Here is a 14,660-nt window from a genome sequence, read left to right on the forward strand (position 1 = left end):
TCACGTCGGCCAGGCGGTGACGATGTCGCGGGGGCCCCAGAGCAGCCCGACACGGTCCGGGGTGATTCCGGCCGTCATTCCGGCGCGGGTGGCGACGACCAGACCGGCGGTGCCCGGGATGAAGCCGGGCACCCGCGCCGCGCCCTGTTCCAGCGTGGCGAGATCGTGCTGGTCGAACGGGGTGGCCAGCCATTTGACGGAGCCGGCGAAGAACAGCGATCCGGCCACCGGCGCGCGGTCCGCGCCGATCAGGTCGATCTCCGGGCTGAACTGCCGGTTCCACCAGCCTCCCACCGCCTCGGTCTCCGGCCAGAGGAAGTCCCCCTCCGCCGCGGCCAGTTCGAGTGACTCGCGGATCAGTGGTTCCGCGGCGCGGCCCCGCCAGGACGCCCAGCGCCGCCGCACCAGCCGGAAGGCCGCCTCCGGGCGCCCGCGCCGGGTCTGTTCCTGCGCGGACCGCAGGGCCGCGAGATAGAACCGCAGATTGCTGTCCGCGACGCGGTAGAGCGCGGGCTTCCCGGGCTTGACGGAGAGCGGGCTGTCCACCGCGAGCACCCGCTTCTCCTCCGAGAGCCGGCGCAGTATCGGGGAGAGCACCCCCGAGGGCAGGGCGCCACTGCTGCTTCCCGCGGTGGCCGCGATGTTCGAGTGGGTACGGTCGCCACCGCCGATCGCCTCCAGCACGCGGCGGGACTGGTCGGGTGCCGGGAACTCGGCCATGAGCGCCGATTCGGGCACGTTGAAGAGAGGGGAGGCCGGGTCGGCGCACTCCGCCTCGATGAAGTCGAGGGCGGGTGTCGCGTGCGGCCAGGCGCGCAGGATGCCGGGCAGTCCGCCGGAGACCAGATGCGCGTCGATGGCGTCCACGGCGTCGAGCCCGAGCGCGCTTCCGGTCTCCGCGGGATTGAGCGGGCCGAGGACGAAGCTGTCGGCGCGGCCGTAGAAGGGACGGTCGTACGCGGTGAGCCGCTCCATCATGTGCAGATCGCTGCCGAGCAGCAGGAGCAGTACGGGCCGCTGGGACAGCAGCCGGTCCCACGCCGTCTGGAGGGCGCCGTCGAAGACCGGGTCCTGTTCCGCCAGCCAGGGCAGCTCGTCGAGTACGACCACCCCGGGCGCCTCCGAGAGCGCGGAGGCGAGGAGCCGGAAGGCGTCCGGCCAGTTCGAGGGCGGACTCGCCGAGAGCAGGGCGTCGTCGCCCGGGAGCCGTGACTCGCGCAGCTCGGTGTGGAAGGCGGCGAGGGCCTCCGGGGAAGAGGCGCCCTTGGTGGCGGTGAAGAACAGATACGGAAGCCGGGCCCGGTCGCAGAACTCCTGGACGAGTCGCGACTTCCCCACCTGCCGCCGGCCCCTGATGGCCACGGCGGTACCGGAACCGGTCGCGAGGATACGGTCGAGACGCTTGCGCAGCAGATTCAACTCGGCGCCCCGGCCGACGAAGGGGGTGGCGGCCATGATCGCTCCCAGAAGGTAGATTCAATCTACGTAGATTGATTCTACCTAAATCCTCGAACCTGCCCCAGCCTCGCCGCGAGAAGCGACGTCAAGGCGAGGGTATAGCGTTCGCTATACCCAGATGTATAGACAGCGGGGAGAAGGAGGACGACCGTGAGCGGCTATACGCGTTGGCGGGACATTCGCGCTGAACATGTTGCCCGTGCCGGAGGCGAGGAGGCTGTGCGGGCGGGCAAGGAGGAGCTTCTCGCGGAGACGACCGGCCGCCGCCTGGCGGAGCTGCGGCGGGCCCGGGGGCTGACCCAGCAGGAAGTGGCCGACCGTATGGGCGTCACCAAGGGGCGTGTGTCGCAGATCGAGCGGGGACACATTTCCGGCCAGGACGTGCTCGCCCGATTCGCCGTGGCTTTGGGCGGGCGCTTGCACCAGGCCATTTATTTCGACGACGGGGACATCGCGGCCATCGCCTGAGGGGCAGGTTCGCCTTCGTGCCGAGACGTCCGCGCCTGCGGCGGCGGTGCGGGAGGGCTGGGGCAGGATGGGGGTATGGCGAACCGACTGGCCCATGAGACCTCCCCGTACCTCCTCCAGCACGCCGACAACCCCGTGGACTGGTGGCCCTGGTCGGCAGAGGCGTTCACGGAGGCGCGCAGGCGGGATGTGCCGGTGCTGCTGAGCGTCGGGTACAGCAGTTGTCACTGGTGCCATGTGATGGCGCGTGAGAGCTTCGAGGACACCACGACCGCGAAGTACATGAACCGGCACTTCGTCAGCGTCAAGGTGGACCGCGAGGAGCGGCCCGATGTGGACGCCGTCTATATGGAGGCCGTGCAGGCCGCCACCGGGCAGGGCGGGTGGCCCATGACGGTGTTTCTGACGGGGGACGGGGAGCCCTTCTACTTCGGTACGTACTTCCCGCCCGCGCCCCGGCACGGCATGGCGTCCTTCCCGCAGGTCCTGGAGGGGGTCAGCGCCGCGTGGACCGACCGGCGCGAGGAGGTCGCGGAGGTCGCGGGGCGGATCGTACGGGAGCTGTCCGGGCGGTCGCTCGCGCACGGCGGCGGGGAAGGGGTGCCGGGGGAGGCGGAGCTGTCGCAGGCGCTGCTCGGGCTGACCCGGGAGTACGACGCGCGGCACGGCGGGTTCGGCGGGGCGCCCAAGTTCCCGCCGTCGATGGTGGTGGAGTTCCTGCTGCGCCACCACGCCCGCACCGGCGCCGAGGGCGCGCTCCAGATGGCCTCCGACACCTGTGAGGCGATGGCGCGCGGCGGGATCTACGATCAGCTCGGCGGCGGGTTCGCGCGGTATTCGGTCGACCGTGAGTGGACCGTGCCCCACTTCGAGAAGATGCTCTACGACAACGCGCTGCTGTGCCGGGTCTACGCCCATCTGTGGCGGGCCACCGGATCCGATCTGGCCCGGCGGGTCGCGGTGGAGACCGCGGACTTCCTCGTACGCGAACTGCGCACCGACGAGGGCGGGTTCGCCTCCGCGCTCGACGCGGACAGCGACGACGGCACCGGACGGCACGCCGAGGGCGCGTACTACGTCTGGACCCCGGAGCAGCTGCGCGAGGTGCTGGGCGGGCCGGACGCCGAGTTCGCCGCCCAGTACTACGGGGTGACCGACGAGGGCACCTTCGAGGAGGGCGCGGAGGGCGCCTCGGTGCTCCAACTCCCGCAGGGCGGCGGGATGGCGGACGCCGCGCGGGTCGAGTCCGTACGGACCCGGCTGCTCGCCGCGCGTGAGGAGCGGCCCCGGCCCGGCCGGGACGACAAGATCGTGGCCGCCTGGAACGGGCTCGCGATCGCCGCGCTGGCCGAGACCGGCGCCTACTTCGACCGGCCGGATCTGGTGGAGCGGGCCACGGAGGCCGCCGATCTGCTGGTGCGGGTGCATCTGGGTGACACGCCCGGCACCGCGCGCCTCGTCCGTACCTCCAAGGACGGCAGGTCCGGTGCCCACGCCGGGGTGCTGGAGGACTACGGGGATGTGGCCGAGGGGTTTCTGGCGCTCGCCGCGGTCACCGGCGAGGGAAGCTGGCTGGAATTCGCCGGATTCCTGCTGGACATTGTGCTCGACCGTTTCGTCGCGGAGGACGGCGCGCTGTTCGATACCGCCGACGACGCCGAACAGTTGATCCGCAGGCCCCAGGATCCGACGGACAACGCGACGCCGTCCGGCTGGACCGCCGCCGCCGGAGCCCTGCTCTCCTATGCCGCGCACACCGGCTCCGAACCCCATCGCGCCGCCGCCGAAGGGGCGTTGGGCGTGGTGAAGTCGCTGGGGCCGCGCGCGCCGCGCTTCATCGGCTGGGGGCTCGCGGTCGCCGAGGCGCTGCTCGACGGGCCGCGTGAGATCGCCGTCGTCGGGCCGGAGGAGGACCCCGCGGCGCGGGAGTTGCACCGTACGGCACTGCTCGCGACGGCACCCGGCGCGGTGGTGGCGTACGGCCCCGCGGACGGCGACGGGTTCCCGCTGCTGACGGACCGGCCGCTGGTCGGCGGGCGGTCCGCCGCATATGTCTGCCGGCGGTTCGTATGCACCGCCCCCACAACCGAAGTGGGCGTACTGCGCGCCGAGTTGGGCGTGTTCGAGTGATCTGTGGCCGATTTACGACGTGCGGTGAATCGGCCGGAAACGCAGTATTCATCTAATCAGCCCCCCGACCGTCACAGGTCGGCCCTATTGTCTTCACAAGAGGCACAATAGGTGCGCATGGGGGACCTGCGCGCGAGGGGGATGACGGGTGCGCCTGCGGCCAGGGGGGCCTTGCCGCGGTCCACCCGGGCCGAGGGGGGCCGTGTTGCTCACGTCTGTGTTCATTGCTGCCGTTTCACTGGCGCTTTTCTGGATGGCCGCGTTCACGCTCTGGTGGCAGATGCATGCCTGGCGTACACCGGAGACGCTGGCCTCGACCAAGTTCGCACCGCCCGACGGGGGCCGCGAGGGATCGTTCTCCCTGCTCCTGCCCGCCCGCCATGAGCAGGCGGTGCTGGAGCACACGATCGAGCGGCTGCTCCAGTCCAGCCACACCGACTTCGAGATCATCGTCATCGTCGGACACGACGACCCGGAGACCGCCGAGGTCGCCGAGCGGGCCGCGGCCCGTGACCCGGACCGGGTCAGGGTCGTCGTCGACACCCACGAGGCGAAGAACAAACCCAAGGCGCTCAACACCGCGCTGCCGCACTGCACCGGCGAGGTCGTCGGGGTCTTCGACGCCGAGGACCAGGTCCACCCCGAACTGCTGACCCATGTGGATCACGCCTTCCGCTCCACCGGCGCCGATGTCGTCCAGGGCGGCGTCCAGCTCATCAACTTCCATTCGAGCTGGTACAGCCTGCGCAACTGCCTGGAGTACTTCTTCTGGTTCCGCAGCAGACTGCATCTGCACGCCCAGAAGGGCTTCATCCCGCTCGGCGGCAACACCGTCTTCGTACGGACCGAGGTGCTGCGCAAGGCCGGCGGCTGGGACCCGAACTGCCTGGCCGAGGACTGCGATCTGGGCGTACGGCTCTCCAGCGTCGGCAAGAAGGTCGTCGTCGCGTACGACTCGGACATGGTGACCCGCGAGGAGACCCCCGGCTCGCTGATGTCCCTGCTCAAACAGCGCACCCGGTGGAACCAGGGCTTCCTTCAGGTCTACCGCAAGAAGGACTGGAAGCAACTGCCCACGCCAGGACAGCGGATGCTCGCCCGCTACACCCTGATGACCCCGTTCCTCCAGGCGTTCACCGGAGTGATCATCCCGCTGAACGTGGGGATCGCGCTCTTCCTGGACGTATCGGTGACCATCGCCTTCATCACCTTCCTGCCGCTGGTCACCGCGATGGTGACCTTCGTCTTCGAGGTGGTCGGGCTGCATGACTTCGGCAAGCAGTACGGGCTCCGCGTCCGGTTCACGCACTATCTGAAGCTCGTCGTCGGCGGCCCCTTCTACCAGGTGCTCCTCGCCGGCGCGGCGATCCGTGCCGTCTGGCGCGAGCAGCGGGGACGCAGCGACTGGGAGCTGACCAGTCATGTCGGCGCGCATCTCATCCGAGAGGACGTCCACGCGTGACCTCCACCCTCCCCGTGGTGACGGCCGATCAGGGAACGGCCGTCCCCACGCAGCCGAACGATGCCCCGGACACGGACGAGCGGGCCGACGGCGCCCGGTACAAGGGTGGTCGGGCCGGGGACGCGCCAGGGACCCCGGACGAGGCCGACGGGCGGACGGGCGGCAACAGACGGCTCACGGTCCGGCCGGTGGTGCGCTTCCGCGGCTCCCGCCCCGATCTGCTGCTCTGCGGTGTGCTCCTCGTCGCGATCCTGCTGGTCCAGGGCTGGAACATCCAGCACTATCCGACGCTCAGCGACGACGAGGGCACCTATCTCGCCCAGGCCTGGGCGGTCCAGGAGGGCCACGGCCTCGCCCACTACACCTACTGGTACGACCATCCGCCGCTCGGCTGGATGCAGATCGCCTTTCTGACCTGGCTGCCCTCGCTCCTCTCGCCCGAGTCGATGACCGTCGCCCCGATGCGGTTCGCGATGCTGCTGGTCAGCGCGGCCAGCGCGGTGTTCCTGTACGTACTGGCCCGGCGGCTGTGGCTGCCGCGCTGGGCCGCGGGACTGGCGATGGTCCTCTTCGGGCTCTCCCCGCTCTCCGTGGTGCTCCAGCGGGAGATCTTCCTCGACAACATCGCCGTGATGTGGATGCTGCTGGCGTTCTGTCTGGCCGCCTCGCCGCACCGTCATCTCTGGCACCACTTCGCGGCCGGGATCGCCGCCGCCGTCGGTGTGCTCACCAAGGAGACGATGCTCGTCATCCTGCCGGCGCTGCTGGTGACGATGTGGCGGTTCAGCCACCGTGACACCCGGAAGTTCGCCCTCACCGGCGCGATCACCGCCTGTGCGCTGATCGGGCTCTTCTATCCGCTGTTCGCCCTACTCAAGGGCGAGTTGGTGCCGGGCGGCGGACATGTCTCGCTGTGGGACGGCATCACGTACCAGATGAGCCGGCCCGGCTCCGGCTTCATCCTAGACGCCGGCAGCGGCTCGTACGGGGTGCTCCAGTCCTGGCTCTACTACGACCGGGTGCTGCCGCTGGGCGGGGTCGCCGGTGCCGTCCTGCTGATGGTGACCCTGCGCTGGTCGGTCACCGCGCGGGCGCTCGCGGGCCCCGCGCTCGCCGTGGTGATCCTCACCGCCGTCGCCATGCGTCCCTCCGGCTATCTGCCCGCGATGTATGTCATCCAGGCGCTGCCCTTCCTGGCGCTGGTGCTGGCGGGCGGCGCGGCGAGCATCACCCATGCCGTGCTGCGCAGACGGCGCGGGAGCGGGGAGAGCCGGAAGCTGACCGTCGTGCGCTGGACGGCGCTGGCGGCCCTGGCCGTGACCGCCGCCGGGTACGCGGCGCCCCGCTGGTACGACGGCAACCGCACCGCCCTGACCGCCGACGCCAACGCCCCCTACCGGGCCGCCGCCTCCTGGATGGCCACGGAGGTCCCCGACCCGTCCCGGGCCCGGGTGCTGGTCGACGACGCGCTCTGGCTCGACCTCGTACACGCCGGATACGAGCCGGGCCTCGGCGCGATCTGGTTCTACAAGGCCGATCTCGACCCGGCCGTCACCGAGACCATGCCCCGCGGCTGGCGCGACCTGGACTATGTGGTCGCCTCCCCGACCGTACGGCGCGACGCGCGTGACCTGCCCAATGTGCGGGACGCGCTGACCCATTCGGACACCGTCGCCGTCTTCGGCGAGGGCGAGGACCGGATCGAGATCCGCCGGATCGCGGCTACGGCCTCCGCCACGGCTACGGCAACGGCTACGGCTACGGCTACGGCTACGACCGCCGCCACGACCACGGCCACGGACACCAAGAGCACGGGAGGCGCACGATGAGCATTCTTCCGCCCACCGGCGCCGGCGCGCTCGGCGAGCCCGAACTCGAAGCCACGGCCGTGGCCGAGCCGGGAGCCGTCACCGTCATCATCCCGACCTTCAACGAGTCGGGGAACGTCAGGGAGTTGCTGCGGCAGCTCACCGACGCCGTACCGGCCAGACTGCCCTGTGAGGTGATCTTCGTCGACGACTCGACGGACGACACCCCCGAGGTCATCGTGTCCGCCGCGCAGGACTGCCCGTTCCCCGTCGAGGTGATCCACCGGCAGAGCCCCGAGGGCGGGCTCGGCGGAGCCGTCGTCGAGGGTCTGCGGGCCGCGGGCTCCGACTGGATCGTCGTCATGGACGCCGACCTCCAGCATCCGCCCGCCCTCGTTCCCGATCTGGTCGCGGCCGGTGAGCGGGAACGCGCCGATCTCGTCGTCGCCAGCCGCTACATCAGCGGCGGCAGCCGGGCCGGACTGGCCGGCGGCTACCGGGTCGCGGTCTCCCGCGCGGCGACCTGGCTGGCCAAGGGGCTCTTCCCGGCCAGGCTGCGCGGTATCAGCGACCCGATGAGCGGGTTCTTCGCGATCCGGCGCTCCGCGGTCACCGCGGAGGCGCTGCGTCCGCTCGGCTACAAGATCCTGCTGGAGCTGGCGGTACGCTGCCGGCCCGAGCAGCCCGCCGAGGTGCCGTTCGTCTTCCGGGACCGGTTCGCGGGCGAGTCCAAGTCCTCGGCCAGGGAAGGGCTGCGGTTCCTGCGCCATCTCGTGGAGCTGCGGACGGCCTCGCCGTTCGCCAGGATGGCCGCCTTCGGACTGATCGGCCTCACCGGCTTCGTACCGAATCTGCTCGCGCTGTACGGGCTGACGGTGGCCGGGCTGCACTATCTGCCGGCCGAGGTGCTGGCCAACCAGTTCGGCGTGGCGTGGAACTTCCTTCTGATCGAGACGCTGCTCTTCCGCAACAGGCGGGCGCACCGGCACTGGGCGGACCGCGTGGGCCGGTTCGCGCTGCTCGCCAACGCCGATCTGCTGCTGCGTATCCCGCTGATCGCGCTCTTCGTCTCCCAGTTCGGGATGGCGGTGCTGGCGGCGACCGCGCTGGCGCTGCTGGCGACGTTCGTCCTGCGGTTCGTGGGGACGGAAGCGCTGGTGTATCTGCCGAAGCGGCAGCGGGGGAAGAGCCGTGCGGCGGCCGGGCGGCGGGGCGGACCCGTGGCCGACCGCGTCGCGGGTGCCGGTGCCGGTGCGGGTTCCGGCTCCGGTTCCGGTGCTGAGCGTATGGAGGGTGTCGAGATCATCGAGGGGGGAGCCGCCCGATGGGAGCACTGAGATTCGGACGAGGGCCGCGCGAGGCGGCGAGTACGGGCGCGTCCCCCGGTGTCACGGGCGCGGCGCGGGCGGCGAGCGGTTCGGCGGGGCCCGCGACGGGCTCCGCGCGCCCGGCCGGATCCGTACGTCCCTTCCGCCGGCCGCCCGCCCGGCGCAGCCGCCGTACCGCCCTGCTCGCCGTCGCCGCGCTCACCGGCGGACTGCTCCTCAGCACACAGCAGCCCGCGGCGGCCGGGGTGAACCTCGTCAAGAACCCCGGCTTCGAGACCGCCGGTACGGGCGCCGGAGCCATGCCGTACTGCTGGGAACAGTCCGGCTGGGGCGACAACGACTTCAGCTTCGCGACCGTCGCCGACGCCCATTCCGGCACCAAGGCGCTCAAGGTCGAGCTGACCCGCCGGGTCGACGGCGACCGCAAGGCGCTGATCACCGAGTCCGTGGCGTGCGCGCCCGATGTGGTGCAGGACCGGCAGTACGACCTGTCCCTCTGGTACAAGTCGACCACCCCGGACGCGGCGATCACACTCTTCCGGCATGACACCACGGCCGGCTGGCAGTACTGGACCGATCTCAAGACCCTCGATCCGAGCGCCGGTTACCAGCGGGCGGAGGTCCGTACCCCGGTCGTCCCGCCCGGCACCGACCGGATCACCTGGGGTGTGTCGGTGTACGGCACGGGCAGTGTGACCACCGACGACTACACCATGGAGGAGGTGGCACCGCCGCCCGTCGAGCCCGAGTGCACCGGGACCGCCCAGGAGTGCCTGGACGGCAGGTGGGAGGTCCTGCCGACGGAGAACCCCGTGCGCTCGATGCACTCGGTGGTGCTCAACAACGGCAAGGTGCTGCTGATCGCCGGGTCCGGCAACGACACGGACATGTTCGAGGCGGGCACGTTCACCTCCGCCGTCTACGACCCGGAGGACGGCTCGTACCGTATGGTCCCCACGCCCGACGACATGTTCTGCGCGGGCCATGTCCAGCTCTCCGACGGCCGGGTGCTGGTGATGAGCGGTAACAAGGGCTATCCGTCGGCGGACGGCACGGTCGGCTACCAGGGGTACAAGGACTCGTACATCTTCGACCCCGTCACCGAGACCTACAGCAGGACCAACGACATGAACGACGGGCACTGGTACCCGTCGGCCACGATCATGGGCAACGGCGATGTGCTGTCCTTCGGCGGGCTGCGCGAGGACTCCAGCGGATCGGTGACCGCCGAGCGCTGGTCCGCCGCGCAGAACCAGTGGCTGCCGACGTGGCAGGTCAACCAGACCTGGTCGTACTGGGGTCTGTACCCGTCGATGATCCTGATGCAGGACGGCCGGCTCTTCTACTCGGGCAGCCATGTCTTCGGCAACGGCACCCCGGGCACCGGCTCCTCGATCTACGACTACGACGCCAACACGGTCACGGATGTGGCCGGGCTCCAGAACAAGGACGAGCGCGACCAGTCGGCGAGCGTGCTGCTGCCGCCCGCGCAGGACCAGCGGGTGCTGACCATCGGCGGCGGCAACATCGACTCCAACCCGGAGGCGAACCGGCTCACGGACCTGATCGATCTCAAGGAGCCCAACCCCGTGTACACGGCCGGTCCGCCGCTGCCCCAGGGCACGGTCGACCTCGGCGCCGGTCCGCAGCCGCAGACCGGGGCGCAGGGCAAGATGTACGGCTCGGCGGTGCTGCTGCCCGACGGCACGGTCCTGGAGACCGGCGGCGCGCTGCACAACCGGGCGAATCCGGTCTACGAATCGTCGATCTTCGATCCGCGGACGGACACCTTCGATCCGGTGGCGGTGGACCCCGAGGCGCGCGGCTACCACTCCTCGGCGTTCCTGCTGCCCGACGGCCGGGTGATGACGACGGGCGACAACCCGGGCAACGGCACCTGGAACCATCAGGTGTCGCTGTACACCCCGCCGTATCTGCTCAAGGGGCCGCGGCCGGAGATCACCTCGCTGATCGACGACCAGTGGCTGTACGGGGACACCCAGCGGATCACGGTCGACCGGCCCATCGCCAAGGCGGAGCTGATCCGCCCGGCGGCGGTGACGCACTCGTCCGACCCCAACCAGCGGTTCGTGGACCTGCCGCTCACGGTGGACGGGAACAACGTCGATCTCAATGTGACGAGCAACCCGAATCTGGCGCCGCCCGGCTGGTACATGCTGTTCGCGGTCGACGCCAACGGCGTTCCCTCGGTGGCGGAGTGGGTGCACCTCGGGGGCCCGGCGGCGCTTGCGAAGCGCTCGGGGGAGGCGGCGGGCTCGGCGGAGGCGGCCGGGTCGGCGGGGTCGGCGGGTTCTGCGCACGGGGCACATGTGCACGACTTCGCGAGTGACCTGGCGAAGCCCGCCAAGAAGCCGGGGAAGAAGCGGACCTCGGCACCGGTCAGCCCGCAGATCGCCGGCTGCGACCGGCACTACGGCTCGGCGAACGTCTGCGTCCCCACGGTCTTCCCGGAGACGGTGAAGGCGACGACGAAGGCGCGCTGCGACTGGCTGGCGGACAACGCGTACGGACGCCTGAAGGTCAACGGCAAGGACGACCCGCTGCGCCTCGACCCGGACAAGGACGGCACGGCGTGCGGAAAGGGTGACGTACGACGGACCAGGAGCTGACGCCTCGACGGGGCTGACGCCCTGATGGGGTTGACGCCCCGACGGGGTTGACGCCCCGTCCGGACCCGGGTGACGCGGCGCTGCGGCACCCGGGTTCCGGCGTGTCCGGGGACCTCCGGCGGCTCTCGTACTCAGTTGCGGCGGGGATTCGTCCGTGTCTCTCCTCTCTTGTGCTGGGCGTGGGCTCGGTTGGGCCCCCGGGTTGGGTCTGTGGGCCCTAGGGCTGGGCCTCGCCCGTACCTACGCTGACGGCGTAGGTGCCACGGCCGGACGCCGTCGGCGCGACGTCTTGAGCGGTGTGGTGGAAGGGTTTCCTATGTCCGACCCAGGAGCCTTGACGTTGCGGGGCGTCGTACCGCTGCCCGACGGGCGCGGGGAGTTGCCCCGGTCCTTGGTTCTGACGCGGGCCCTGCTGTATCTGATGTTCGCCCTCACGCTGCTGGGCGGTGTCGGCATGCTGACCTCGCTGCTGGAACTGGGCGACCATGTCACGCCCACGCTCACCCTGCTGGCGCTGTACGCGGTGGCGCCGGGCATCGCGGGTGTGGTTCTGGCGCAGCGCCTGTGGACCGGCGGCAAGGTGGTCTGGTTCGGGCTGATCGGTCTCCAGGCGTGGCTGTTGGCCGGCGGCGTCATCAATCTGTACGGGGGTTCGGAGCGCGGGATCAGCCAGATGGTGCTGCCCGGCGTTCTGCTGGTGCTGATCGGCGGTAGCCGCGCCTGGTTCGAACTCCCCCTGGAACAGCGGGCCGTGAAGCCGCGCCTCACCCCCGAGCGGTTCCGCCGACTGGCGATCCCCTCGCTCCAGCACCTGATCAGGTGGCGCCGGAACCGCGGTCAGACATCGGTCGAGTACGTCGGCATGATCGGCCTGGTCGCCCTCATCATCGGCGCACTGCTTCTCAGCGGTGTGGGACCTCAGATCGCCGGTGGCCTCCAGAACGCGGTTTGCAGGATCCTCGGCGGCACCTGCTCCACGGAGGTAGTGGGGGGCGGCGGTGGCGGTGGCGGTGACACGGCCGGTGGGGGTACGGGCGGGAATACCGGCGGTACGGGTGGTACCGGCGGCGGCGGTGACGACGGCGGCAGCACGACGGGCCGTTCGGGCGGCGGCGACAGCGGCGGTGGCGCTGACGGCGGTGGCTCCGACGGCGGCAGCACCACGGGTGGTGGCGACGACGGGGGCAGCACCGGTGGTGCTACCGGCGGTGGTACTGGCGGTGGTACCGGCGGTGGCGAAGACTCGGGCGGTACGTCGGGCAATGGTGGTTCGGGCAACGGTGGCTCGGACGGCGGCGGTACGAATGGTGGGGGCGCCAACGGCGGTGCTGACGGCGGTGGTTCCGACGGCGGTACGGGCGGAAGCGGCGGCAGCGATGGCGGTGGTACCGACGGCGGCGGCAGCACCGGCGGCGGTGACTCGGGCGGCGGCTCCGACGGAGGATCCGACGCAGGCGGTTCGGACGGCGGTGGCTCCAACGGTGGCGGCTCCAACGGCGGTTCCAGCAGCGGCGGGTCCGATGACGATGATGATGACGGCGACATAGGCGGAGCTGTCGTCGGCGGTGGCACCAGCGGGAGTGGTGGCTCGAACGGCGGCGGCTCGAACGGCGGCGGCTCGAATGGCGGCAGTTCGAATGGCGGCGGCAGCAATGGCGGCGGCTCGAACGGTGGCGGCTCGAACGGCGGCGGGAGCAACGGCGGGGGCTCCAGCGGCGGTGGGACCAACGGTGGCGGTTCCAGTGGCGGGGGCACCAGCGGCAGTGGTGGTTCCAGCGGTGGTGGCAGTAACAGCGGCGGTTCCAGCGGTGGTGGCAGCAACGGTGGCGGCTCGAACGGCGGTGGGACCAGCGGCGGGGGTGCCAGCGGCGGGGGCGCCAGCGGCGGCAGCAGCAATGGCGGTGGGTCCAGCAGCGGTGGCAGCACGGGTGGTGGCTCGACCGGCGGTGGTTCCAACGGCGGTAGCAGTAGCGGCGGTTCGAGCAGCGGCGGCTCCAGCAGCGGCGGCCTGATCAGTGGCGGCTTGATCAGCGGTGGTCTGATCAGTGGCGGAGGCTCAAGCGGTGGCGGTACCTCCGGCGGTTCGACCAGCGGTGGTGGCAGCAGTGGCGGTGGCACCACCGGTGCCCTCACCAGCGGCGGCAGCAGCGGCGGCGAGGACGACGACAAGAAGGACGACGACAAGAAGGACGACGACAAGAAGGACGACGAAGACCAGGACGACGACGAGGACGACGAGGACGAGGACGACGAACAAGACCCCTGCGCCGAAGGGGCCGTCGCCGCTCCTCCCTTCGCCTCAGCGATCTCCTACTCCAGCGGTGTGACCACAGGCGCGACCGGCGGTGTCCGCTTCGCGCTCGCCTCGGCCGATGTCAGTACCGGCACGGGCGCCCGGCATGCCGCCGGCACTGGCTTCTCGCTCGCCGCGCCCAGCCCCGGGAGCACCTCGGCCGAAGCCGCCATGCAGGCGATGGCCGCGGCGGCCCTCGCCAATTTCGGTACGTACCAAGAGGCGGAGCAGGCGGTCCAGCAAGCCCTTGACTCCATGCAGGACATGAACCCCGAGGTCGGCGGGGACGAGAACCCGAGTTCCCCCAATGTGAGCGGGGACAACCCGAGCGCACCCAACGTTGGCCAGCAGAATCCGGGCAGCCCCAACGTGGACGGCGGGGACCTCGGAGCGTGCTCCGACGCCAACCGGCCGATGGACCCGATGCGCGCGCTGGACGACATCCCGCCGTACCGCCCGGGACCGGGACGCAAGGCCTGGGCGCAGGAGGTCGAGGAAATCGCTCGCAAGAATCCCCTGACCAAGGACTTCACGGCCGAGGACGCGCTCATCATCGCGGACTACACCGGCTCCTGGTACGAGGACGCGAACAAGTTCCTGCGCGGCCAGCCGGTCTCCGGCAGCCGTGCCGGCAAGGTCGAGGAGTTCATCGAGAAGATGGACCGCGCCCTGGAGCACCTGCCGCCGGTCAGCACGACCGTCTACCGGGGCACGTTCATGCCGCGCGACATGCTCGACAGGTACGCGGCCGGCGAAGAGATCACCATGCCCGAGTACCTGAGCACGTCCACCGACATCAAGAAGGCCGAGGGCGCCGCCGCCAAGGCGAAGAGCAACGGCCGGGACGGCGAGTCGGTCCTCGTCCGCATCGAGACGGACAACGGCCGCAATGTCGACCCGCTGTCCCGTTACCGGGGCAAGGAGTCGGAGGTCGTCATCCCGCGCGACGGCAAGTTCACCCAGACCGGTACGGAGACGACCATCATCAACGGCAAGGAGTACAAGGTCATCGTCCTGAAGCAGACGGGGTGAGCCACACGCCCGGCTCTGTACGGCGGCCGACCGGCCGCCGTACAGAGCCAT

Annotated in this window: 8 protein-coding genes; 7 read left to right on the plus strand and 1 reads right to left on the minus strand. The window is 70.7% G+C overall.

Annotated features, from left to right (window positions below; genetic code table 11):
• Positions 1-1,455 carry an ATP-binding protein gene (locus ACWGDX_RS10120; RefSeq protein WP_453624040.1) on the minus strand — a complete coding sequence of 485 codons (1,455 nt, stop codon included), beginning with the start codon at positions 1,453-1,455 and terminating at the stop codon, positions 1-3.
• Between the two features lie 153 nt (positions 1,456-1,608).
• Here ACWGDX_RS10120 and ACWGDX_RS10125 point away from each other — a divergent pair, with 153 nt between their 5' ends.
• From ACWGDX_RS10125 to ACWGDX_RS10155, 7 genes are all read left to right on the plus strand, one after another.
• Positions 1,609-1,926: a helix-turn-helix domain-containing protein gene (locus ACWGDX_RS10125; RefSeq protein ID WP_453624042.1), complete on the plus strand. Its 318-nt coding sequence runs from the start codon at positions 1,609-1,611 to the stop codon at positions 1,924-1,926.
• 75 nt (positions 1,927-2,001) lie between these two features.
• A complete protein-coding gene (locus tag ACWGDX_RS10130; RefSeq protein ID WP_453624044.1) occupies positions 2,002-4,056 on the plus strand; it encodes a thioredoxin domain-containing protein in 2,055 nt (684 codons plus the stop codon).
• A 205-nt stretch (positions 4,057-4,261) separates the two neighbouring features.
• Entirely contained in the window at positions 4,262-5,518 is a 1,257-nt protein-coding gene (locus tag ACWGDX_RS10135) for a glycosyltransferase (protein ID WP_453624046.1), read from the plus strand.
• Positions 5,515-7,347: an ArnT family glycosyltransferase gene (locus ACWGDX_RS10140; RefSeq protein ID WP_453624048.1), complete on the plus strand. Its 1,833-nt coding sequence runs from the start codon at positions 5,515-5,517 to the stop codon at positions 7,345-7,347. Before ACWGDX_RS10135 ends, ACWGDX_RS10140 begins: the two co-directional genes overlap by 4 nt.
• Positions 7,344-8,663, plus strand: coding sequence for a glycosyltransferase (locus ACWGDX_RS10145; RefSeq protein WP_453624050.1), 1,320 nt, complete (start codon positions 7,344-7,346; stop codon positions 8,661-8,663). Before ACWGDX_RS10140 ends, ACWGDX_RS10145 begins: the two co-directional genes overlap by 4 nt.
• Positions 8,651-11,284, plus strand: coding sequence for a galactose oxidase-like domain-containing protein (locus ACWGDX_RS10150; RefSeq protein ID WP_453624052.1), 2,634 nt, complete (start codon positions 8,651-8,653; stop codon positions 11,282-11,284). Before ACWGDX_RS10145 ends, ACWGDX_RS10150 begins: the two co-directional genes overlap by 13 nt.
• A 316-nt stretch (positions 11,285-11,600) precedes the next feature.
• Positions 11,601-14,609 (plus strand): ADP-ribosyltransferase, encoded by a 3,009-nt coding sequence (locus tag ACWGDX_RS10155; protein ID WP_453624054.1) that lies wholly within the window; start codon positions 11,601-11,603, stop codon positions 14,607-14,609.
• Positions 14,610-14,660 lie beyond the last annotated feature (51 nt).

This window comes from Streptomyces sp. NPDC055025 (genome assembly GCF_053608565.1).